The sequence below is a fragment of the Undibacterium sp. Ji42W genome, from assembly GCF_049340405.1.
GTDB lineage: Bacteria > Pseudomonadota > Gammaproteobacteria > Burkholderiales > Burkholderiaceae_D > Undibacterium.
In genome coordinates, this window is the sequence record NZ_JBMPOV010000016.1 from 76045 (window position 1) to 97550 (window position 21506).

At 50.7% G+C, this 21506-nt stretch carries 22 protein-coding genes and 1 tRNA gene; 15 read left to right on the plus strand and 8 right to left on the minus strand.

The annotated features are described in order from the left end of the window. The first annotated feature begins 113 nt into the window (after window positions 1-113). From rpoD to ACO0LG_RS26765, 3 genes are all read left to right on the plus strand, one after another. Entirely contained in the window at window positions 114-2870 is a 2757-nt protein-coding gene (rpoD, locus tag ACO0LG_RS26755) for an RNA polymerase sigma factor RpoD (RefSeq protein ID WP_423031190.1), read from the plus strand. 166 nt (window positions 2871-3036) lie between these two features. Next, window positions 3037-3113 (plus strand) — tRNA-Ile (locus tag ACO0LG_RS26760). A 6-nt stretch (window positions 3114-3119) separates the two neighbouring features. Further along, complete coding sequence (locus tag ACO0LG_RS26765) at window positions 3120-4613, plus strand: DEAD/DEAH box helicase (RefSeq protein ID WP_423031192.1); 1494 nt, start codon at window positions 3120-3122, stop codon at window positions 4611-4613. Window positions 4614-4861: 248 nt separating this feature from the next. On the opposite strand, the gene ACO0LG_RS26770 is transcribed toward ACO0LG_RS26765, so the two are convergent. Further along, entirely contained in the window at window positions 4862-5800 is a 939-nt protein-coding gene (locus ACO0LG_RS26770; protein ID WP_423031194.1) for an ornithine cyclodeaminase family protein, read from the minus strand. A 386-nt stretch (window positions 5801-6186) separates the two neighbouring features. Between ACO0LG_RS26770 and ACO0LG_RS26775 the strand changes: the two genes are divergently transcribed. After that, on the plus strand, window positions 6187-6519 hold the full coding sequence (locus tag ACO0LG_RS26775; protein ID WP_423031196.1) for a DUF3579 domain-containing protein: 333 nt from the start codon (window positions 6187-6189) through the stop codon (window positions 6517-6519). 40 nt (window positions 6520-6559) lie between these two features. Here the strand turns inward: ACO0LG_RS26775 and ACO0LG_RS26780 are convergent, their stop codons facing one another. Next, window positions 6560-7471 carry a LysR family transcriptional regulator gene (locus ACO0LG_RS26780; RefSeq protein ID WP_423031198.1) on the minus strand — a complete coding sequence of 304 codons (912 nt, stop codon included), beginning with the start codon at window positions 7469-7471 and terminating at the stop codon, window positions 6560-6562. Between the two features lie 101 nt (window positions 7472-7572). On the opposite strand from ACO0LG_RS26780, the gene ACO0LG_RS26785 reads away from it, so the two are divergent. From ACO0LG_RS26785 to ACO0LG_RS26805, 5 genes are all read left to right on the plus strand, one after another. Beyond that, the gene (locus tag ACO0LG_RS26785; protein WP_423031200.1) at window positions 7573-8304 is read left to right on the plus strand and encodes a histidine phosphatase family protein; all 732 of its coding nucleotides are present in this window, start codon (window positions 7573-7575) and stop codon (window positions 8302-8304) included. Between the two features lie 29 nt (window positions 8305-8333). Then, window positions 8334-9098 carry an SDR family oxidoreductase gene (locus ACO0LG_RS26790; protein WP_423031202.1) on the plus strand — a complete coding sequence of 255 codons (765 nt, stop codon included), beginning with the start codon at window positions 8334-8336 and terminating at the stop codon, window positions 9096-9098. A gap of 24 nt (window positions 9099-9122) precedes the next feature. After that, a complete protein-coding gene (locus tag ACO0LG_RS26795; protein WP_423031204.1) occupies window positions 9123-9572 on the plus strand; it encodes a PaaI family thioesterase in 450 nt (149 codons plus the stop codon). Window positions 9573-9630: 58 nt separating this feature from the next. Beyond that, window positions 9631-10857, plus strand: coding sequence for an acyl-CoA dehydrogenase (locus ACO0LG_RS26800; RefSeq protein WP_423031206.1), 1227 nt, complete (start codon window positions 9631-9633; stop codon window positions 10855-10857). A gap of 136 nt (window positions 10858-10993) precedes the next feature. After that, the gene (locus ACO0LG_RS26805; RefSeq protein ID WP_423031208.1) at window positions 10994-12694 is read left to right on the plus strand and encodes a long-chain-fatty-acid--CoA ligase; all 1701 of its coding nucleotides are present in this window, start codon (window positions 10994-10996) and stop codon (window positions 12692-12694) included. 84 nt (window positions 12695-12778) lie between these two features. Here the strand turns inward: ACO0LG_RS26805 and ACO0LG_RS26810 are convergent, their stop codons facing one another. From ACO0LG_RS26810 to ACO0LG_RS26830, 5 genes are all read right to left on the minus strand, one after another. Continuing rightward, complete coding sequence (locus ACO0LG_RS26810) at window positions 12779-12955, minus strand: hypothetical protein (protein WP_423031210.1); 177 nt, start codon at window positions 12953-12955, stop codon at window positions 12779-12781. 75 nt (window positions 12956-13030) lie between these two features. Continuing rightward, window positions 13031-13483: a hypothetical protein gene (locus ACO0LG_RS26815; protein ID WP_423031212.1), complete on the minus strand. Its 453-nt coding sequence runs from the start codon at window positions 13481-13483 to the stop codon at window positions 13031-13033. 40 nt (window positions 13484-13523) lie between these two features. Beyond that, window positions 13524-14984, minus strand: a complete 1461-nt coding sequence (locus ACO0LG_RS26820) for a TIGR01777 family oxidoreductase (RefSeq protein WP_423031214.1) — start codon at window positions 14982-14984, stop codon at window positions 13524-13526. After that, window positions 14981-15628: a DUF4166 domain-containing protein gene (locus ACO0LG_RS26825; RefSeq protein WP_423031216.1), complete on the minus strand. Its 648-nt coding sequence runs from the start codon at window positions 15626-15628 to the stop codon at window positions 14981-14983. The genes ACO0LG_RS26820 and ACO0LG_RS26825 overlap by 4 nt, the downstream gene beginning before the upstream one ends. Continuing rightward, entirely contained in the window at window positions 15625-16095 is a 471-nt protein-coding gene (locus ACO0LG_RS26830) for a cell division protein (RefSeq protein WP_423031218.1), read from the minus strand. Before ACO0LG_RS26830 ends, ACO0LG_RS26825 begins: the two co-directional genes overlap by 4 nt. 152 nt (window positions 16096-16247) lie before the next feature. Here ACO0LG_RS26830 and ACO0LG_RS26835 point away from each other — a divergent pair, with 152 nt between their 5' ends. From ACO0LG_RS26835 to ACO0LG_RS26855, 5 genes are all read left to right on the plus strand, one after another. After that, a complete protein-coding gene (locus ACO0LG_RS26835; RefSeq protein ID WP_423031220.1) occupies window positions 16248-16925 on the plus strand; it encodes a response regulator in 678 nt (225 codons plus the stop codon). Continuing rightward, a complete protein-coding gene (locus tag ACO0LG_RS26840) occupies window positions 16922-18247 on the plus strand; it encodes an ATP-binding protein (protein WP_423031222.1) in 1326 nt (441 codons plus the stop codon). The genes ACO0LG_RS26835 and ACO0LG_RS26840 overlap by 4 nt, the downstream gene beginning before the upstream one ends. Before the next feature lie 178 nt (window positions 18248-18425). After that, entirely contained in the window at window positions 18426-18956 is a 531-nt protein-coding gene (gene pal / locus ACO0LG_RS26845) for a peptidoglycan-associated lipoprotein Pal (RefSeq protein WP_423031279.1), read from the plus strand. 234 nt (window positions 18957-19190) lie between these two features. Next, entirely contained in the window at window positions 19191-19970 is a 780-nt protein-coding gene (locus tag ACO0LG_RS26850) for a serine hydrolase (RefSeq protein ID WP_423031224.1), read from the plus strand. A gap of 100 nt (window positions 19971-20070) precedes the next feature. Then, window positions 20071-20412, plus strand: a complete 342-nt coding sequence (locus ACO0LG_RS26855; RefSeq protein ID WP_423031226.1) for an NIPSNAP family protein — start codon at window positions 20071-20073, stop codon at window positions 20410-20412. A 51-nt stretch (window positions 20413-20463) separates the two neighbouring features. Here ACO0LG_RS26855 and ACO0LG_RS26860 read toward each other — a convergent pair whose 3' ends face one another. Further along, a complete protein-coding gene (locus tag ACO0LG_RS26860) occupies window positions 20464-20853 on the minus strand; it encodes a winged helix-turn-helix transcriptional regulator (protein WP_423031228.1) in 390 nt (129 codons plus the stop codon). A gap of 115 nt (window positions 20854-20968) precedes the next feature. On the opposite strand from ACO0LG_RS26860, the gene ACO0LG_RS26865 reads away from it, so the two are divergent. Beyond that, complete coding sequence (locus ACO0LG_RS26865) at window positions 20969-21502, plus strand: nuclear transport factor 2 family protein (RefSeq protein ID WP_423031230.1); 534 nt, start codon at window positions 20969-20971, stop codon at window positions 21500-21502. The last annotated feature ends 4 nt before the right edge of the window (window positions 21503-21506 follow it).

Sequence of the window (21506 nt, forward strand, 5' to 3'; positions counted from 1 at the left end):
AGTTTGCACTGCGATGCCGATCGCAAGATCTGCTGGCAGCGCATTTTCTTTTTTGTGATGTACCCACAGGCGACTTCCTCAGTTCCGGATGGTTTGATTCAATGGCTAGCGCAATGAAGAAACCCGCGAAAACCCTGAAGTCCACTACGGTAACAAAAGCCGTGGCAACCGCGCCCAAGAAAGCGCCAGCCACTGCGACGAGCATATCGGTAAAAACCGCTGCAAGTGCCGGTACCAAGGCAAAAGTAGCCGTACAGGCTGCTGCACGGAGTACGAGTAGTAAGGCCGTTAGCATAGGTAAAACAGGCAAAACGGCGGAGCAAAAAGGGGTTGCGAAAGACGTTAAAGCGCCTAAAGTGATAAAGACACCATTGGCAGCCGAGACAGTTCAGGCGAAACAGGCAACAAGTAAAGCAGTATTGAAGGCGGCAACAAAAGCCAAAGACACGGATGCACAATCCGCGTCTGCGACAAAAACGGCTGGTAAGGAAGTGAGCGGCAAGAATGCGACACCACCGGTAAAAAAAGGGACCCAGCCAGCAGAAGCGGCCGAATCCCAGCTCAGTGGAAAAACCAGGAGTGCATCTGCAGCCCGGCCAGAACCAGTATCCGTATCATCGAAAGCTTCTGTGACAATTAACAAAACCGATTCAAAGACAGTGACTAAGCCAACCAAGAATTCAGCGAAAGCTGCACCAGAGGTGCAGGAAATCAAAACCGGTTCTGCGCCTACCGTAAGCCAGACGACCGATGCTGCGGTGCTTGCCGCAATCGACACCTCCGGCTATGTATTGCCTGGGGTGAAGGTGCCTGGTCGCCGTGGCCGTAAGCCGAAAGAATATCAGCCTGAGAATGAAGAAATCGCCGCGCTCAATGCAGTAGAGCGCGCCGAGATGAAAGCCATCGACAAGGCCAAGGCAAAAGACCGCAAGGCCAAGGAAAAGGCTTTGCTCAAGGATGCCTTCTCTTCTGATCCTGAAGCGACAGAAGAAGAACTTGAGCGCCGTCGCCAGAAGTTGAAAACCCTGATCAAGCTGGGTAAGGACCGTGGCTACCTGACGTTCGCAGAAATCAACGATCACTTGCCAGAGAACGTTGTTGACCCTGAAGCCATCGAAGGCATCATCGGTACCTTCAACGACATGGGCGTGGCCGTGTATGAACAGGCACCTGATGCTGAAACCCTGTTGTTGTCGGATAACGTCGTCACTGTCACGACCGATGATGATGAAGTTGAAGCCGCTGCTGAAGCTGCGCTGTCCACGGTTGACTCTGATTTTGGTCGCACCACTGACCCAGTGCGCATGTATATGCGCGAAATGGGTTCGGTTGAGTTGCTGACGCGCGAAGGCGAAATCGTCATTGCGAAGAAAATCGAAGAAGGCCTGAAAGACATGATACAGGCGATTTCTGCCTGTCCAACCACGATTGCAGAAATCCTGGCTGCGGCTGATCGTATCGCCGCCGATGAAATCAAGATCGATGAAATCGTCGATGGCTTGGTTGATCCGAATGCGGATGAGCAGGCTGCGCCTGTAGTAGTGGTTGCAGAAGAGTCATCTGAAGAGGAAGAAGAGGAAGAAGAGGAAGAAGAGGAAGAGGAAGACGATGATGGCGGTGCCGCTGGCGCAGCTGCAATCTCTGCTGAGCAACTCGAACAACTGAAACGTGATGCCCTGGCAAAATTCGAAATCATTTCGACGAATTTTGACAAGATGCGCAAGTCTTATGAAAAAGAGGGCTACAACTCCAAGACTTACGTCAAAGCACAAGAAGCCATTTCCAGTGAATTGCTGGGCATACGCTTTACTGCAAAAGTCGTTGAGAAATTGTGCGACACCTTGCGTGGCCAGGTCGATGAAGTGCGTCATGTAGAGAAGCAGATACTCGAAGTTGTCGTCAATCGTTGCGGTATGCCGCGTTCTCACTTCATCAAAGTTTTCCCTGGTAATGAGACTAATCTGAGCTGGGTTGAAGGTGAAGTGAATTCCGGTCATTCCTACAGTGCTGTGCTGGGCCGTAATATTCCTTCAGTGCAGCAACTGCAGCAAAAACTGATCGACCTGCAATCTCGTGTTGTCTTGCCTTTGCCTGATCTGCGCAACATCAACAAAAAGATGTCTGCTGGTGAAATGAAGGCGCGCAAAGCCAAGCGTGAAATGACCGAGGCCAACTTGCGCCTGGTGATTTCCATCGCCAAGAAATATACGAATCGTGGTTTGCAATTCCTGGATCTGATCCAGGAAGGCAATATTGGTTTGATGAAGGCAGTTGATAAATTTGAATACCGTCGTGGTTATAAATTCTCGACTTATGCGACATGGTGGATACGTCAGGCCATTACCCGTTCTATCGCCGATCAGGCACGCACTATCCGTATTCCTGTGCATATGATAGAAACGATTAATAAAATGAATCGTATCTCGCGTCAGATTTTGCAAGAGACAGGTGTCGAGCCTGATCCTGCAACACTGGCGATCAAGATGGAAATGCCGGAAGATAAAATTCGCAAGATCATGAAGATTGCGAAAGAGCCGATTTCCATGGAGACACCGATAGGCGATGATGATGATTCCCATTTGGGCGACTTCATCGAAGACAATCACACATTGGCGCCAGCCGATGCTGCCCTGCATGCATCGATGCGCAATGTAGTAAAAGACGTGCTCGACTCTTTGACGCCGCGCGAAGCAAAAGTATTGCGCATGCGTTTCGGCGTTGAAATGTCCACGGATCATACCCTCGAAGAAGTAGGTAAACAATTTGACGTGACCAGGGAACGTATTCGCCAGATAGAGGCCAAGGCTTTGCGAAAATTACGCCATCCATCACGCTCGGATAAGCTCAAGAGCTTCCTCGAAGGTAATTAATGTTATATAATGGGCGTCGGTTTTCCGGTGCCCATTGAAATTGTTGTGCTGAAATTTGGCGCAATTTTTGCAGGCGGCGGCATCTGGCTTTACCTGCAAAACCTGAAGTATTTTTCCACACTGGATTAACCTCAGATTAAAGCAGGCAGAGCTTGCAGAAAGAATTGGGCCCATAGCTCAGTTGGTTAGAGCAGCGGACTCATAATCCGTTGGTCGCAGGTTCAAGTCCTGCTGGGCCCACCAACTACCATGACTGATATCAAGTCCCCAGCTATACCTACCACTGAGCAAACTACACCAGATGTGAAGTTTGCCGATTTCGGCCTGGCGCCAGAAATCTTGCGCGCCCTGACAGATCAGGGTTATGTTCATCCAACGCCGATTCAGGAGCAGGCTATCCCGGTTGTCTTGCAAGGCCGTGACGTGATGGGTGCAGCCCAGACCGGCACAGGCAAGACTGCAGGTTTTTCTTTGCCTATCATCCAGTTGCTGCTAGCCCATGCAAGCACTAGTGCTTCACCGGCACGGCACCCCGTGCGTGCGCTGATTTTGACGCCGACTCGTGAACTGGCTGACCAGGTTGCAGAAAACGTTAAAGCTTATTCCCGTCATACACCTTTGCGTTCTACCGTTGTATTTGGTGGCATGGATATGGCTCCGCAGACGGCAATCTTGCGCAGCGGCGTAGAGATTGTGATTGCTACGCCTGGCCGTTTGCTCGACCATGTGCAACAAAAAACCGTTAACCTGTCGCAGGTCCAGATACTCGTCATGGATGAGGCTGACCGCATGCTGGACATGGGCTTCTTGCCTGACCTGCAGCGCATCATCAATCTGTTACCCCAGAAGCGTCAGAACCTGATGTTCTCCGCGACCTTCTCGCAAGAGATCAAAAAACTGGCCTCCAGTTTCCTGACTAATCCGCAAACCATAGAAGTGGCACGCAGCAATGCTACTGCTGATAATGTCACGCAGATTTTGTACAAGGTATCGACAGAAGAAAAACGTGATGCCGTGTCTTTCATCATCCGTGAACGTGGCCTGAAGCAAGTTATCGTGTTTTCCAACACCAAGATAGGTGCTTCACGCCTGGCGGTGCATCTGGTCAAGCAGGGCGTAAAAGCATCTGCCATTCATGGTGACAAGTCACAACAAGAACGTATGGCCGCGCTGGAAGCCTTCAAGCAAGGTGAAGTCGAAGTGCTGGTGGCGACTGATGTTGCTGCCCGTGGCCTCGACATTGCCGAGCTGCCTTGTGTCATCAATTTTGATTTGCCGTATAACGCCGAAGACTATGTCCACCGTATAGGCCGTACTGGCCGTGCTGGTGCCAAAGGCGATGCGATCTCCCTGCATACGGATCAGGATGAGCGTCTGTTGATCGACATAGAAAAAATGATCAAGCAAAAAATCGTGCGCCTGAATCTGGCCGGTTTTGTGGCGACATCCGTACATCAGTCAGAACACCGTGCACCGCGTGAGCGTGGTGAGCAAGGTGAGCGTCCTGGTCGTGACCGCGCTGACCGTGCTGACCGGGGCGAAAGAAGTGAGCGCCCTGCGCGTAGCTATCAACCACCAAAGGAGAAAGTCGATCCGTGGTTCCTCAAGCCTTACGAACCTAGTTCTGGTGCCAGTTCAACCAGCAATAATACGACAGCTTCCATGGCATCACCATCGAATAGCAGCACGGCAACAAAGCCACAAAAACGTGCGGCTTTGTTGGGTGGGTTTCCTAAAAACTAAAGTTTGGCAAGGCAAAGAAGATAAATTGCCGGGTATATGCGTGATTTCAAAGGCTGGGCGTCGCCACGCTTCACCCGCGCTGTAGGTTGGGCCGGGCCTCGCCAGACTACGAGCTACCAGCCCAACACTGGGCCTCAATAACGTATGCGGCACGTAACGTCTATTGCTGGCTGATGGCCCTTAGCCTGGCAACGCCCGACCAACGCTACAATGCGTAGCCAGGGTCAGGGCGCAGCCTGCATCCATCATCACTTCCTCCACACCAGATTCGCTGCACACAAATCCTCAATTGCCGTACCCACTGACTTGAACAAAGTGATCTCGGCATTGCTTTTGCGCCCCAGGTGCTTATCGGCGCAAAGCTCTGCCAGCTCCGCAACGATCGCTGATTTTGCCAGACTGCCATTCGCCAGCGTTTGTGTGATGTCTCCTGCCTCAGCCAGGGCACCTGCATAAGTATCGACAAACACGGTGGCCCTGCTCATCAACTCATCATCCACTTCACGCATATCTGGCTTGAATCCGCCTACCAGATCAAGATGTGTTCCTGCTTTGACATAGTCGCTCAACACGACTGGTGTCTTGCTGGTGGTCGCACAGCAAATGATGTCGGCTTCATGGCATGCTGCTGCCAGGTCTTCCCTGATATGTACTCTGATATGTGCAGGGAACTCCGTATGCTCGCGTATTATTTTTGCTGCACCTGCTGACTTGTCAACAGACCTGCCCCAGATGCTGATATCAGTAATCGCCCTGGTCTGGCAATGTGCAATCGCGATATGGGGTGCCAGGCTGCCGTTGCCAACCAACAGCAAATGCCGTGCATCGTGCCGGGATGCATAAGAAGACGCAAGGGCAGAGGCCGCAGCGGTGCGTCGCAAAGTCAATTCTTCACCATCCATTAAAGCGAGCGGTGTGCCTGTTTTGGTATCAAATAAAACAAAGACTGCTTGCACGGTTGGCATATCTGTATTCTTTGGTGCTACCGTCACCAGCTTCACACCTAGTTGTCCCTGCGGCTGCCAGACTGGCATCAGCAGCAAGCTTGAGCTGTCTCTATCCGACAGGCTGTGCGCATGCCGTTTTGGCGCAATGACTTCTTGCGTAAATGCCAGGCGTAATGCGGGTATCAGTTTTGCATAGGGCAGGGCGATGCTGACTTGTTCTTTTGTGAAATAAGGGATCATATTGTGTAATCGGAAGCTTGCTATGAATGGATACGCTTTTTTTATTGTAAGGGCATATGCATTTTGCATTCAATGATGTAGTGCCTGAATACGGCAGATGCATCAATTTTTATTAAACGCCAACTCTCTTCCTGTCGATGACGCTTTGCGGAGAAATGCAGTGCTTGTCAATCAGGCAAAGCCTTGCGCTGACTTTTCTTTACTCTCTCTCAAAATGCACTATAGTGGCTCAATAAGATTGCATGCTATGCATGAAAGCCAGATATATCAGCGACGCCAGTTTCGATTCAAGTCTTCTATAAGATATAATATGGAAGTATATTGAAAGCTTGCTGTCACATAATGATGTTAAGCTTAATTCACTCTTGCTTTTGCAAGCCGAGCACATGGCCGATTCCAAAGAAACGCAACAAGTACGCGAGTTTTTCATCCAGGGTATAACCAGCGATGGAAAACAATTTCGCCCCAGCGATTGGGCAGAGCGCCTATGCGGAGCCATGTCCTGTTTTAGCCCCGATGGCGGCAGGAATTCACATTTGCAGTATTCACCGTATGTGCGCCCCATTTTGTTGAATGGCGTGCGTTCTGTTGTGGTGAATGAAGCCATACGTGAAATTGAACCTCTGGCTTATCATTTTGTCGTCAGTTTTGCCAAAGATAACGATTTGCAAATTATCGATGCGTGTCTGTTGCCAGATGAGCCTAAATCCGGCAAATAAATTCCATTCCATCTGAGCGGTACGTAACACCAGACTGGTATCACACAGTCTGGTTCTGAAACGCCTCTATTACTTGCTGTCGCAACCAACGATTGGCGGGATCATTTTCCACATTCTGGTGCCAGTACAAATACACATCCCATGAAGGCATGACTGCGGGTAGCGGCAATATCTGATTGTTGAATTGTTCATTCGCAATGCGCGCGTAACCTTCCGGCATGGTCAACAATAAATTGGTCTGGCTGACTACCCGGCAAGCAGCGAAATAATGCTGGCAGCGCAGGCGTATGCATCTTTGCAAGCCCAGTCGGCTCAGTTCAAAATCTTCCAGACCCATGCCTTTGCGGCGAGAGCTGGCCAAAATGTGTTCAGCTTGCATATACGTATCCAGATCGAGCTTGCCCTGTATGACGGGGTGATCATGTCTTGCCAGCACGACGGTATTGCCTTGTACTACCTTCTGGCGGTGTATCTCATTTGGCAAAGGCAGCAACATGTCAATCGCCAGATCCAGGCTGCCTGCCGCCAGTTCGCTGACCAGTTCCCGCCTTTCCACCTGTATCGCCGCCAGATTGATTTGTGGTGCCTGCCGGGTAATGCTTTCCATCAGTGGCGGCAGGGCAGTCGATTCCAATACATCACGCAAAGCCAGGTTGAACTGTTTGGTCGCCAGTGCCGGGTCAAACTTGTCATTCTCGGTCAGGGTTACTTCCAGCCCTCGCAGGGCTTGTCGCACCGGCTCTATGATGCTGCGCGCCAGTGGGGTCGACACCATGGCCTGCCCCTGACGTACAAACAGCGGGTCATTGAACAATTGCCGCAGACGGTTCAGCGCATGACTGATGGCTGGCTGGGTCAGGTTCAGTTGCTGGCTGGCGCGGGTCACGCTGCCCTCGGTATAGATGGCGACGAAGACCGTGAACAGGTTTAAATCGACACGAGATAAATGCATAAAATTAATTAATTCGGATAATAACTATTCATTTGATCAATTATAGACTCAGGCTTACACTTTGTTCATCAATTTGTAAGTGATTTATCAAAGAGGAAGTAATGGCAGCTTTATATCTGGTCAGGCACGGGCAGGCTTCATTCGGTAGCCAGAACTATGACCAATTGTCTGAGCTCGGCGAACAGCAGGCACGCCATCTGGGTAACTGGTGGGCAGGGCGGGATATGCAGGTATCAAGGGTTGTCACTGGTGTCCTGAAAAGACATCAGCAGACTGCGCAATCTTGTTTGTCAGAAATGCTGCAACAAGATGTTGCTGCGCTGGATATGTCTGCCTGGCATTGCGATGCCGGTTTCAATGAGTATAACCACCATGAAGTGCTGGCGCGCCATGTGCCAGCCTTTGATGACCCGGCTGCCGTCAAGCATTTCCTCATGAATACGCCGAATGGCAAGCAAGCCTTCCAGGATATTTTTGCACAGGCCATCAGCCGCTGGATGTCAGGTGAGCATGATGCCGAGTATGTAGAAAGCTGGAATGCATTTCGCCAGCGCTGCGTCACCGCCATGCAAAAGCAACTGACGGTTACGGATGATGCCAAAAACATCGTCGTGTTCACTTCTGGCGGTACGATCTCAGCCTTATGCCAGCATGTACTGGGTTTCCCTGATCCACGCTTTGCGGAACTCAACTGGTCGCTGGTGAATAGCGCGGTCACACGTTTTCATTTGCAACCAACAGCAGAGGGCGTATTGCGTCCTGCATTGGCTTACCTGAATAACTTTTCACATCTTGAAGTGTTGAATAATCCCAAAGTCATTACCTACGTTTAAAGAAATAATAGAAACCAGAGAGACTATAGATGACAACAATGTTTGATTTGACTGGCAAGGTAGCACTGGTCACTGGCGCAAGCCGTGGTATCGGTGAGGCAGTCGCCAAAACCCTGGCTGCCAACGGTGCTTACGTCATCGTTTCCAGTCGCAAGGCCGCATCCTGCGAAGCCGTGGTGGCTGCGATTATTGCTGCCGGTGGCAAGGCTGAAGCACGCGCCTGCCATATAGGTGAAATGGCGCAGATCGATGCCCTGTTTGCAGACATCACCGCAGCCCACGGCAAACTCGATATCCTGGTCAACAATGCCGCCACTAACCCGCACTTCGGGCATATCACGGAAACCGATGTCGGCGCCTTCCAAAAGACGGTGGATGTCAATATACGGGGCTATTTCTTCATGTCTTCAGCCGGTGCCAAGCTGATGGCAAAACATGGTGGTGGCAGTATCATCAATGTGGCATCCGTCAATGGTGTGGTGCCTGGCGCCATGCAGGGTATTTATTCCATCACCAAGGCAGCCGTCATCGCCATGACCAAATCCTTCGCATTGGAATGCGCAGCCATGGGTGTACGCGTGAATGCCTTGCTGCCAGGCGCGACCGATACCAAGTTTGCCTCGGCCCTGTTCCACAATCCCGTCATCCTCGAAAGAGCATTGACCCGCATACCCTTGAAACGTATTGCCGAACCGGATGAAATGGCGGGCACGGTCTTGTACCTGGCATCGAATGCATCAAGTTATACGACTGGTGCCTGCATCAATGTTGATGGTGGTTATCTGGTCAGTTAATACGGCAAATAACAAGGCGCGATCATGAAACCGGCATTTGTGGCAAGCAACCCAGATTACGCAGTGCAACTGAAGAATATGGTCTTGGCAATGCCGATGGCGCAATGGCTGGGCATACAGTTTGTGAAGGTGGGGCCCGGCGAAGTGGCATTGGAGATTGCCTATCGTGAAGAACTCAGTTTCGTACCCGGGAAGATGCAGGCGACGGCTATCTTTGCTGCCGCAGATTTTGCTGGCATCTCTGCCGGTGGTACCCTGTTACCGGCAGGCTGGATCAACGCGAGCATCGATTGTAATTTGAAGATAGTCGCACCAGCCGATGGTGAAAAATTGCTGGCACGCGGACGTGTGGTGTCGCATGGGAAGTTATTGACAGTCAGCGCGGCAGAGGTTTTTTCTGTACGCAATGGCGAAGAAGTTTTATGCGCAACAGCCTTGCTGACTGCGCGCAATATTGAACTGCAAAGAAAGTAAAGCGGACATAGTCATGTCCATTTGAGCAAGCTGAAAAAATGAGGAAAAAGGAATCATCATGGATTTTCAATACAGTCCCAAAGTCAAAGATTTGCAGACGCGCCTGATCGCCTTCATGGACGAACACGTCTATGCAAATGAAAAGACTTTCTTTGGCGAGATTGCTGCCAACCGCAAGGCGGGCAATGCCTGGATACCAACCAAGGTCGTTGAGCAATTGAAGGCTAAGGCGCGCGATGCCGGCTTGTGGAATCTCTTCCTGCCAGAGTCTGCCCATGGCGCAGGTTTGACCAATCTGGAATACGCTCCGCTGTGCGAGATCATGGGCCGCGCGGTCTGGGCGCCCGAAGTATTCAATTGCTCGGCACCTGATACCGGCAATATGGAAGTGTTTGCACGCTATGGCACGCCTGAGCATCAGGAACAATGGCTTAAACCTTTGTTGCGTGGTGAAATCCGTTCCTGCTTTGCCATGACAGAACCGGCAGTGGCATCGTCTGACGCCACCAATATTGAATCATCCATCGTCCGTGATGGCGATGAGTATGTCATCAATGGCCGCAAATGGTGGTCTTCCGGTGCCAATGATCCGCGTTGCAAAGTGTTTATCTTCATGGGCAAGAGTGATCCTGACAATGCTGACCGCCACAAGCAGCAATCGATGATCATCGTGCCGCGTGATACACCGGGCGTGACTATCCTGCGCGCCTTGCCAGTATTCGGTTATGACGATGCACCGCATGGGCATGGCGAAGTGTTGTTTGAGAACGTGCGTGTACCAGCATCGAATATTTTGCTGGGCGAAGGTCGCGGTTTTGAAATTGCCCAAGGTCGCCTTGGACCTGGCCGCATCCATCACTGCATGCGTTTGATTGGTTTGGCAGAACGTGCACTGGAAGACATGTGCAAGCGCTCGTTGACACGCGTGGCCTTTGGCAAACGGGTCGCAGAGCAGGGTGTGACGCTGGAACGTATTGCCAATGCCCGCATCCTGATCGACCAGGCCCGCTTCCTGGTCTTGAATGCCGCACAGATGATGGATACGGTAGGCAACAAGGCAGCCGCCAAAGAAATCGCCATGATCAAAGTGGCAGCGCCAACCATGGCTTGCCAGGTTATCGACTGGGCCATACAGGCGCATGGTGGTGGTGGTGTATCTGATGATTTTGGTCTCGCATACTCGTATGCCCAAGCCCGTACCTTGCGCCTGGCAGATGGTCCAGATGAAGTCCACAGGAATCAGATCGGCAAGATGGAGTTGAAGAAATATACGGAGAAAAAATAACTATTTACTGCTTCATGAGTTTGATGGAACGGTTTTAACAGGTAGCTCTTTCTTCTTTGGAGGACAGAGCTTTTCCTGCGTTAACTTCCGAGTTGGCTGACATTTTCAATTATTCTTATAACGAGAGAGACAAAAAATGCGCGATACACCCTGGATCAAATCTTACCCCGCAGGCGTATGCTGGGACGCCGACCTGCCCATCAGCAGCGTGCCACAATTGCTGCATGACGCTGTTGCCAAATGGCCAGACTTGCCCGCACTGGAATTCATGGGTAAAAAGACCAGCTATGCAGCATTGCAAAAACTCGTGAACCAGGCTACCAAAGGTTTCCAGCAACTGGGTGTCAAGCCTGGCGTGCATGTGGGCCTGTATCTGCCAAACACACCGCATTACGTCATCAGCTTTTTCGCCATTTTGCAGGCCGGTGGCACGGTGGTCAATTACTCACCGCTGGATGCCGAGAAAGTGCTGGAGCATAAAATCTCTGACAGCCATACCGACATACTGGTGACGCTGGACATGGTCATGCTGTACCCGCAAATGGCCAAGATGCTAGGGCATACCCGCCTGCAAAAACTCATCATCGGCAATATCCCGGAAATGACGCCTTATCCGGATGCCGTCAGGGCGAACCTGGACAAGGCAGGCCAGCTCATTGCCATTCCCGACAATGCACAACATCTGCTGTTTGCAAAACTGCTGGACAATGATGGCGATTACGCGCCCATTGCGGCAATCGACCCCAAAGAAGCCATCGCTACCCTGCAATATACAGGTGGTACCACAGGTTTGCCCAAGGGCGCCATGCTCACGCATGGCAACCTCACCGCGGCGTGCAGCCAGATCATGGAAACCACCAATATCGAGCCGCGTGTGCTGCAAGAGGGCAAAGAAAAACTGTTGGCCGTGCTGCCGCTATTTCACATATATGCATTGACGGTGGACATGCTGTTCGGCATACGCCTGGGTGCAGAAATTGTCTTGCATACCCGCTTTGATGCTGATGCCGTGGTGAAGGATCTGGCGAACAAGAAGATCACAGTATTCCCCGGCGTACCCACCATGTACACCGCCATCATCAATCATCCCCAGATCAAGGAGTTTGATCTGAGCGCTTTGAAATTCTGCAACTCTGGTGGTGCGCCTTTACCGGCAGAAGTGCTGCAACAATTCCAGGCATTGACTGGCTGCACCCTGCTTGAAGGCTGGGGTATGACCGAGACTTCCCCTACCGGCACTTTTACGCCGCTGGGTGGCGTACGCAAGTCAGGGTCCTGCGGTTTACCAACGCCGGGTATCAGCTTCAAGTTTGTCAGCATCGATGACCCGCGTCAGGAAGTGGCACCGGGCGAACGCGGTGAAATCTGTGTCGCCGGCGCGAATATCATGAAAGGCTACTGGAACAAGCCTGAGGCGACCCGTGACGCATTTACTGCTGACGGTTATTTCCGCACTGGCGATGTCGGTTATATGGATGCGGACGGGTTTGTGTATATCGTTGACCGCACCAAGGACATGATTTTGTCAGGTGGCTACAACGTCTATCCACGCAATATTGAAGAAGCGATTTATGAACACCCGGCCGTGGCCGAAGTTAGCGTCATCGGCATCCCCGATGCTTATCGTGGTCAGGCAGCCAAGGCTTTTATCAAACTCAAGGCAGGTCAGTCCGCTTTCAGCTTCGATGAATTGAAAGACTTCCTCAAGGATAGACTGGGCAAGCATGAAATGCCGCAAGCCATGGATATTCGCGCAGAGTTACCTAAAACCCCGGTAGGAAAGTTGTCCAAAAAAGAATTGTATGAGGAAGAAGCGAAAAAAAGGTCTGCTGCCTGACTGGCCTTATTTATTCTGATCAAAAGTTTTTGCGCGTTTCTGCGGCTTTCTGGTTCCCTCCAGGAAGGCCGCAGTTTTTTTATTTTATTTCTTCTTGCCAGCTACATTTGCCTTGAGCTGAGTTTGCAAAGTCAGTAAATCTTTCTCGCTATGCTCAACAACAATAGTGCTGGTGTCAGTAACCTGGGTCTGGCTGCTGACTTGTAGTTCGGGCACGGCTTTTCTTGGCCTTACAGGCTGGGGATGACGCAGGAAAAACATGGCTAGCTCCTTGACTTTACATAGCCAGATTGCGACTTAATCTCAGATTTCAAGTGAGGGTATTGTGTATGACAGCTAAACGCTTCGCCGGCTTTCCATTAACGGGTCATGAGGTTTGCAATTACCTCCAGTTCTGACGCAGTATATTTTTCCCAGGTCCGTCATCAATTTTGTAGTGACAGTATAGGGGCTGCCAAGTACAGAACGAAAGCAGTGCAAATGTGCTTTATATTCAGGGTGAAAATCAATTTCTATTGTTGCTGCCTTTAGCTGGTCTTCTGGAATACCTTGCTTGTTCATGATTGCACGCAACTTCACCTTATAGTCATGCATGACAGCATTGAACTCTGCGCTTTGCGGTGTGCAGATGATATTTAGCAAATCCAGAGTAAGCAAAGAAATAGTATGTTCATGCGCAAAGCGGCAAAGCTTGCCGATGGCCCAATAGCCTTCAATAGCATTATTGCGGCTGTTAAAGCTATCCGCAATTCCTGCTGCTATCGATTTGAGTTGTTTTCTGCGCGGCATAGGTATCTTTGCATCTTATTTTGTATCTTAGCCAGTTTGCTTAGACCAGGTTTATCAGTGCACTACGCAAATCTGGATAATCAAAAACAAAACCGCCTTCCAATAATTTTGTCGGCACCACGCGCTGGCCTTCCAGTAATAAATCAGCTTGCTCACCCAGCATCAGGCGCATAGGCCAGCCCGGTGTAGGGAAAAGGCTGGGACGATGCAAGACATTGGCGGCGATAGTGCTGAACTGTTTTTGCGTTACCACTTCGGGTGCAGTGAAATTATAAGCACTGTCTAGTGGCAGGCTTGCTTCATGCTGCCACAAATGGGCAATGCCTCGCAGCACATCATGCACATGTATCCATGATTGCCATTGCTTGCCAGTACCCAGCGCGCCACCCAGCCCCAGCTTGATGGGCAGGAGCATCATGCCCAGTGCGCCTTGCTGGCCCAGCACAACGCCGAAACGCATCTTGGCGACCTTGACATCGTAAGTGCAGGCAGTCTGGTTGGCTTGTTCCCATTCCTGACATAGTTCTGACATGAAGATGGCTTGCGGCGCTGCGCTTTCGGTTAATTCCCTGTCATCGCCCGGTGCCTGTATGCCGTAATAACCAATGGCTGAGGCTGCCAGCAAGAGCCTGGGTTTGCTTTCTGCTCTACTGATCCACGCAGTGATGTCTTTTGTCAAACCAGTACGACTGAGGCGCAATTCTGCCTTGCGTTTTTCTGACCAGCGCCAGCCAAGTATGCGCGCGCCAGCCAGGTTGATGAGGACATCTATACGGTGATTCGCAGGTAACTCTTGCATGGATGTAATAACCCTGGCCTTGCCATCAAACTTCCAGCTTGCCTGTTTTGGATTGCGGCTGAGTATCGTCACTTGCTGTCCATCGGCCAGCAAGGCCTTGACCAGCAAGCTGCCGATAAAGCCGGTGGCGCCGGTGACCAAAACCTGCTCTGATTTGTCGCTGAAATGTACCATGCTTGCCTGCCTTTCTTTAATTGCGATTTTACGGAGGTGCAGTGCCGCCAGCCCATCACGTATGCCAGATGCGCCAACGCCCACACCACACAAGGCCAGCAATACACTGAGCCAACCCTGTGGCTGCCATAGCATTTGTGTAGGAGCCGCAAACCACTCAGGTGTATTTAATATCAGCAAGGTGATAAAGGCACCACCATTGATGGCGAGTACGGTATGCGTCACGCGTTCAGTGGCTGGCAAAAGGCGGGTCTGGTCTTCAATCACAAAGTCCCACAAGGTTAAAACGATCTCGACGCCAAACACCAGCAACAACACGATGGCCCAAGCACCATGCCATGCCCATGCCGACAAACCAACGAAGAGCAAGCTGTAGATAATGGCGCGGGTCGCATGTATGCCCAGTTCTGTGCGGGCGCTGGCGCGCTGTGGCAATGCTTCGGTCAGTTCGTGGTGGTACAGGGTATCGAAAGCGCCGAGCAAGCCTTGCGCGGCCATCAATTGCAGGGCAATTAAATGGGTGCTCATGATGCTACCTCAGGATGAATTTCCTTGAAAACGCCGACCTGGGTAAAGGTGCGGCCAAATAAGGCATGTTTGATTTCTATGCGGATATTGAATTGCTCAGGATTGTCATTGCGATGGCAAAGATAAGTTTTGCCAGGCGTGAAAATACCGGGTAGGGGTATGCGGTAGCCCAGCACGTCCCAAAAATAACCATCGCTGGTGAAGTAGAGATTACCCTCATGTACATGCAAGATCAGTTTCATACCAAGGCCCATGCCTACATACTCTAGCACTTCACCTTTTTCACTTTCCTGCATGTAAGATGTGAATTGTATTGGCGGCCTGTTGTGCAGGCGGTATATCCTCTGCTTGAAAATCGAAGGGCAATCTGGTTTGGAGTACACCATGATATCGACAGGGAAGTGATGATCAGTATAAGGGATCAAGGCCCCGGCGATCATCGGTCTGGTCAGGTGACCCAGGAGTTTGCCTATTCTTGAACAGCTTAATTCGCTAAGCACACCTGTGTAATAGAGTGGCTTGTCCGGCTCAGGATTCTTGGCAAACCTGGCCTGGATATCCGGGTGCAGTTTAAGCCATTCCTTGCCCAGGATTTTCCTGAATAATTCACCTTCAGACGGAATGGGTTTGCTATCTGGGTTCATGCGCTTCTTTCAGTATTTTCAGTATTCTTTGCATCCATTTTCCACAAGATGAACAAGGGCGGGATTATACTCAGCACAGCGAATGCATCTATCCAGACATTGATCAGCATGTTCGCCTGCATGGAAATCAGCATGTCCTGCGGTGCCCATACCAGTATACCTATCATCAGCCAAAGCCAGGCAAAGCGGCTGCGATGCTGGTTGCCCAGATAAATCAATGCGCCCATCCACAAACCCACAGTTTGCACGGTAGCGCCAAACAGGCTCATCCACCAGACTTGCATATTGCGCGCCGCATCAGGTGCAGCTTGAGGCCAGAAATGGCTCTCAATGAGTTGGTGATAAATCTCGACCAGGCCAGTGGCGCTGATCCACGGCAGCAAGATACCGATCAAGAAATGAGCGAAGGCGGCGGCGTATAGCCAGCGTACCAGCCATTTGCGAAATGAAGACTGTTTTTGTAGCATGATTTTCCTTTATTTCTTTAATTTCTGTCGTTACAGAAATTAAAGATTAAATGGCGACGCCTGTCAAGTGATTTGCGGCATATCTTTTGCCTCAGGCCATGGCGTACAATCATGCTGCCCTCATCTTTTCACACATCAATCACATACAAAACATGAAAGTACTGCTCGTTGAAGACGACCCCATGATAGGTGAAAACATTCAGATCGCCCTTGAAAGTGAAGCCAATCTTGTTGACTGGCTCAGCAACGGCGAAGCAGCGGAGGCAGCGCTGCAGTTCCATAGCTATGACGTGTTATTGCTGGACCTGAGCCTGCCGCAACGAGATGGCATGGACATTTTAAAAGCCCTGCGCAAGCGCGGTGATGCCTTGCCTGTGCTGGTCATGACGGCGCGCGATGCCGTGCCTGACCGTGTACGCGGTCTGCATGCCGGCGCAGACGATTACCTCGTCAAGCCTTTTGATCTGGATGAATTGATCGCCCGCATGCATGCCCTGGTAAGGCGCTCCCATGGTCGTACTGACACTTCCTATATGTGCGGCGACGTCGTCGTCAATACCACGACGCGGCAAGTATTTAGTGGCGCAGAACAAGTCATACTGTCTTCGCGTGAATGGACGATACTTGATGCCCTGGTAGCGCGGCCTGGCGCCATACTCTCGCGCAGCCGTCTCGAAGACCAGTTGTTTGGGGCCACTTCAGAGATAGAAAGCAATGCGGTCGAAGTGTATATCCATGGCCTGCGAAAAAAGCTGGGACAAAAATTCATCGTGAATGTGCGTGGCGTTGGCTATATGGTTGAAAAAAACGTGATTGAAAAAAACGCATGAAATCTTTGCGTCTGCAAATGATGCTCCTGTTTGGCATCGCCATTCTGGCTGCCGCAGCCTTACAATTTGCCAGCTCGCTGCATGCCGCCATTGGTGAAGCCAACAAACTGTTTGATTACCATATGCAGCAAATGGCACTGGCCTTGCAGGACGGTGATTTTGACCAGGTCGATTGGCATAATCTGCCAGGTACAGAAATGGATGATTTTGATTTTGTCGTGCAAGTCTGGTCAGAAGACGGGGCCAGGGTCTATCAGTCACGCCAGCACCGCAGCCTGCCCAAACAAGCTGCTCTTGGTTATTCAACAGTGACGCTGGAAAACGGTGACTGGCGCGTGTATGCCGCAGAAGAAAACAAGCGCGTCATCCAGGTGGCGCAAAAAGTGGGTTCACGCAGGGATAGGGCCATATCCTTTGCGCTGAGTACCCTGTGGCCGGTGATACCGGTCTCTTTGCTTTTGTTTTGCGCGGTCTGGTGGGGTATTAATTCAGTGCTGGCACCTCTTAACCGCATAGGCAGCGAGCTGGCCAACCGCAATGCCAATTCTACTGATCCCGTATCCTCTGACGGTGTACCCAAAGAAGTGTCGCTGCTGGTGACGGAATTGAATTCCCTGCTGAGTCGCATGGGCTTGGCGATACAGTCACAACAGCGCTTTGTGGCAGACGCCGCGCATGAACTCAGGTCGCCGATCACCGCTTTGCGCTTGCAGGTGCAAAATCTGGGCAGGGTCAAGGATGAAAAAAGTCACGAGCAAGCCATCAATCGCCTGTTAGGTGGCGTTGATCGTGCTTCTCGCTTGGTCGAACAATTGCTGGCGCTGGCAAGGCAAGATCCGACTTCACAAGCCAGCCTGAGCTTTCATCGCATCACTCTGAACTCCTGTATAGAGCAAGCTGTCAGCGATGTCATGCCGTTTGCGCAATCCAGGAAAATCACCATCAATGCGGAAATGGGTAAGCTAGTTGAGCTACAGGGAGACGGCGAAAGCCTGCGCATCATGATACGCAACCTGCTCGACAATGCCGTGCGCTATATACAGGACGAGGGCGGGGTGCAGATCAGTCTCAGCAGTGACAAAGAGGCTTTGCGGCTTCGCATACAGGACACTGGCGACGGCATCGCACCAGAAGAACGTGAGCGTATCTTTGACCGTTTTTATCGCGTCGCTGGTACGAATAAAAGCGGTAGTGGATTGGGGCTGGCGATTGCCAAGGCCATTGCTGACCGCCATCATGCCACTATCAGCCTGGCTGATGCTGCCCTGGGTGGGCTGGAGGTAATTATCTTGTTTCCAGCTTCGCATACCCAACCAGACTGACAAACGCGCATATTTTTGACAAAAATCCCTGTTTGATTGGTATCGACGCTATTTTTTAAGATTCGCCTAAGTTTCCTGAGGCAAGATGGCGTTGCTTCATACTACCTGGTAGCCTCCCGCTTATGCGCCAGGACTGAATCGACTAATTAAAAATTTAGAGGGTATTTATATGCGTGCAATCAACAATATCAAAAACGTTGCCGGTCTGGTGGCAGTAGCTGTTTTATTGGCAGCTTGCAGTACACCGATCAAACCGCCTGAGCAAACACCACCGCCTCCTCCTTCAGGAAAAAAAGAAGAGCCTGTCGTTTCGAAAGACCGTGATGTCGCGCCTGTAATCGCAAGAGATGAGTTGAATGACCCTAATAGCCCACTAGCAAAGCGCAGCGTTTATTTTGACTTTGATCAGTATGTGGTTAAAACCGAATATAGTGGTACGGTTAACGCTCACTCTAAATATCTGAGCGCCAATAAAGGCAAGAAAATCCTGATTCAGGGTAATACCGACGAACGTGGTGGCCGTGAATACAATCTGGCGCTGGGCCAGAAACGTGCAGAAGCCGTGCGTAAATCTCTATCTTTGCTGGGTGTGCCAGAATCACAAATGGAAGCAGTTTCTCTGGGTAAAGAAAAACCAAAAGCCACAGGTAGCGATGAAGCTGCATGGGCAGAAAACCGCCGTGCAGATATCATCTACACTGGCAAGTAATTTTCAGCATTGAGTAAATTGGCTTGCATACGGCTGGCAAAATTTGCCGACTGTATGCAAGCTGGTTTTTCTCTATAATGTTGACGCAAGCTTGTTATGCTTAGCTCTATCTCAATGCCTTAGCAATTTTGCGTCAGCCTTATTTGTTTAATCCCGTGACAGAATCGATGTGCCCCGATGTTGAAGCCCAAGTTGTTAGTTGTCCTGATGTTGTACTGTGGCAGTCTATCTGCCATGCAATTGAGTGCTCAGAATGCCATCGTTGTTGATGAGCGCAATGGCCAGGTTTTGCTGGAAAAAAATGCTGATGAGGTAGTACCCATTGCCTCGCTGACCAAGCTCATGACAGCCATGGTGCTGCTCGATAGCAAAGCCAATATGGATCAAAAAATCTCCATAGAAGAAGAGGATAAAGATCAGCTCAAGCATAGCCGCTCCCATGTCCCGATAGGTTCCAGCCTCACGCGCAGGGAAGCCTTGCAACTTGCCCTGATGTCTTCTGATAACCGTGCCGCCGCAGCGCTGTCCCGCACTTATCCTGGTGGTCAGGGTGCATTCATGGTCGCCGTCAAATCAAAACTGCTTGCTCTAGGTATGGGGCACACCGTCATTCACGAAGCGACTGGCTTGTCGCCAGAAAACACCTCGACAGCCGCTGACCTGGTGAAGATGGCGCAAGCTGCATCACGTTATCCAGAAATTGCTGACATCACGACCGACAGTGAAGACAGCGTCACTCTCAAAAATGGGCTGAGCCGTGAATTCCACAACACCAATCGCCTGATCGGTAAAAAAGGCTGGGACATCCTGCTGTCGAAAACCGGGTTCACCAATGAAGCGGGTGCCTGCCTTATCATGCGAGTGAAGCTGGCAGGTAAGCAAGCCACCATGATCTTGTTGAATGCGCGAGCCGGCTCGGCACGCTGGACGGACGCCCTGAATATAGGAAAATTGCTGGGCTATAAGGAAGAAATCAAGGCAAAGATAAGTAGAAGGCATAGACGCCATCGCTGACCTTGTCGCACTCATGTCAGCGCGCTTGTCCGATGATAAGTGGATGCCAGCAGCTTGTGCTAGCATGACTATTCTTCAATGACACCTGACAGGCAAAACCATGACCCGTTTAGTCGAAATCCGCACGTATCGCCTCAAACCCGGCGTTGCCGACGTCTTCCATCAGGCTGTGCATACGCTGGCTGTACCCATGTTGAAAAGCAGGAATATGGATGTGGTCGCCTATGGGCATTCTGATCATGAAGAAGCGACATATTACCTGATACGTTCTTACGCCAGTCGTGCCGCTTTGGAAGCAGAACAAGACGCCTTCTATGGCTCCAGTGAATGGAAAAATGGCCCAAGAGCAGACGTGGTCGATCGCATCGAGACCTATATGAATACCCTGGTCTGGTTGTCGGATGACGGTGTCGATAGCATGCGTGAGCTCAACAAGGCTTAATTAGAGACATCAGCGGCATCAGGCATTGTCCGGGTTTATTGAAATCAGGTTTTACGCAGCTTCATTATCCTGATCAAAAGTCTGTCTTGATAATTTAATTTTTTCAAAATTCTTTTCCGCCCAACTCACCAGTGCACCCATAGGTACCATGACCGAAGCACCGAGTGCGGTCAGTTCATATTCCACGCTGGGCGGTTTGGTCGGGAACACTTTACGACTCAGTAAACCATCCCTTTCCAGATCGCGCAAAGACTGTGTCAGCATGCGCTTGGAAATATCAGGCACTTGCTTATGTAGCTGACTAAAGCGCAAAGGGCCTGCTTGCAGCGTCAGCAAGATCAGCGGCGTCCATTTGGTGCTGATATGGTTGAGCACATTCCTGACCGGGCACATGCCAGGATCAAAATCCGATGCCATCCCCACCATTTTAGATGGGTTCACTTTGGGTAACCTTGGCACGAAAAACTGCCTCCTTACAATTTTTAGACATAGTCTCTATTATAGACCTTGATTCGATCGCTAATACAAGTATATCGAAGCTAGGAGAGACTTTGTCATGAAAAAACAGATATACAGATTCAAGAAAAACCAGGTTTTGGGAGCAATGATGGCACTTACGCTAGCTACATTGTCCATTATCTTGACACCTAACAGCTACGCCCAAGAGCCGGTTGTCGGAGCAGACAATGCAGAAGCATTGTTTAGCAGTAGCGATGCCAAGCTGCATGCCAACAAGCAGGTGGCCTATCACATCGTCAAAGACTTGCTGGAGGCGGGGCATTGGGAACTGGCAGACAAATACCTGTCCAGACGCTACTTGCAGCATAACCCGTATGCCTTGTCTGGGCTCGATGGCGTGGTGAAGTATTTTGTCGACATCAGAAAAGTCCAGGCCATACCCATACCGGAAAAAATGACAAAACCTGTTGTTGCTGTCATTGCTGAAGGTGACCTGGTAACGGTCATGTATCCCTTGCCAGTCAGGGACAAGACCACCAAGCAGCTTTTATACACCACCACCTGGTTTGATACCTGGCGAATAGTGGATGGAAAGGCAGATGAACATTGGGATTCTGCACTTAAAAATTGAGAGA

Coding starts and splice junctions, on each gene's coding strand:
- ACO0LG_RS26785 (WP_423031200.1), top strand. CDS start 7,573: ATGGCAGCTTTATATCTGGTCAGGCACGGGCAGGCTTCATTCGGTAGC.
- ACO0LG_RS26800 (WP_423031206.1), top strand. CDS start 9,631: ATGGATTTTCAATACAGTCCCAAAGTCAAAGATTTGCAGACGCGCCTG.
- ACO0LG_RS26770 (WP_423031194.1), bottom strand. CDS start 5,800: ATGATCCCTTATTTCACAAAAGAACAAGTCAGCATCGCCCTGCCCTAT.
- ACO0LG_RS26775 (WP_423031196.1), top strand. CDS start 6,187: ATGGCCGATTCCAAAGAAACGCAACAAGTACGCGAGTTTTTCATCCAG.
- ACO0LG_RS26815 (WP_423031212.1), bottom strand. CDS start 13,483: ATGCCGCGCAGAAAACAACTCAAATCGATAGCAGCAGGAATTGCGGAT.
- ACO0LG_RS26795 (WP_423031204.1), top strand. CDS start 9,123: ATGAAACCGGCATTTGTGGCAAGCAACCCAGATTACGCAGTGCAACTG.
- ACO0LG_RS26855 (WP_423031226.1), top strand. CDS start 20,071: ATGACCCGTTTAGTCGAAATCCGCACGTATCGCCTCAAACCCGGCGTT.
- ACO0LG_RS26825 (WP_423031216.1), bottom strand. CDS start 15,628: ATGAACCCAGATAGCAAACCCATTCCGTCTGAAGGTGAATTATTCAGG.
- ACO0LG_RS26850 (WP_423031224.1), top strand. CDS start 19,191: ATGCAATTGAGTGCTCAGAATGCCATCGTTGTTGATGAGCGCAATGGC.
- ACO0LG_RS26820 (WP_423031214.1), bottom strand. CDS start 14,984: ATGAGCACCCATTTAATTGCCCTGCAATTGATGGCCGCGCAAGGCTTG.
- ACO0LG_RS26780 (WP_423031198.1), bottom strand. CDS start 7,471: ATGCATTTATCTCGTGTCGATTTAAACCTGTTCACGGTCTTCGTCGCC.
- ACO0LG_RS26865 (WP_423031230.1), top strand. CDS start 20,969: ATGAAAAAACAGATATACAGATTCAAGAAAAACCAGGTTTTGGGAGCA.
- ACO0LG_RS26810 (WP_423031210.1), bottom strand. CDS start 12,955: ATGTTTTTCCTGCGTCATCCCCAGCCTGTAAGGCCAAGAAAAGCCGTG.
- ACO0LG_RS26805 (WP_423031208.1), top strand. CDS start 10,994: ATGCGCGATACACCCTGGATCAAATCTTACCCCGCAGGCGTATGCTGG.
- ACO0LG_RS26840 (WP_423031222.1), top strand. CDS start 16,922: ATGAAATCTTTGCGTCTGCAAATGATGCTCCTGTTTGGCATCGCCATT.
- ACO0LG_RS26830 (WP_423031218.1), bottom strand. CDS start 16,095: ATGCTACAAAAACAGTCTTCATTTCGCAAATGGCTGGTACGCTGGCTA.
- rpoD (WP_423031190.1), top strand. CDS start 114: ATGAAGAAACCCGCGAAAACCCTGAAGTCCACTACGGTAACAAAAGCC.
- ACO0LG_RS26765 (WP_423031192.1), top strand. CDS start 3,120: ATGACTGATATCAAGTCCCCAGCTATACCTACCACTGAGCAAACTACA.
- ACO0LG_RS26835 (WP_423031220.1), top strand. CDS start 16,248: ATGAAAGTACTGCTCGTTGAAGACGACCCCATGATAGGTGAAAACATT.
- ACO0LG_RS26790 (WP_423031202.1), top strand. CDS start 8,334: ATGACAACAATGTTTGATTTGACTGGCAAGGTAGCACTGGTCACTGGC.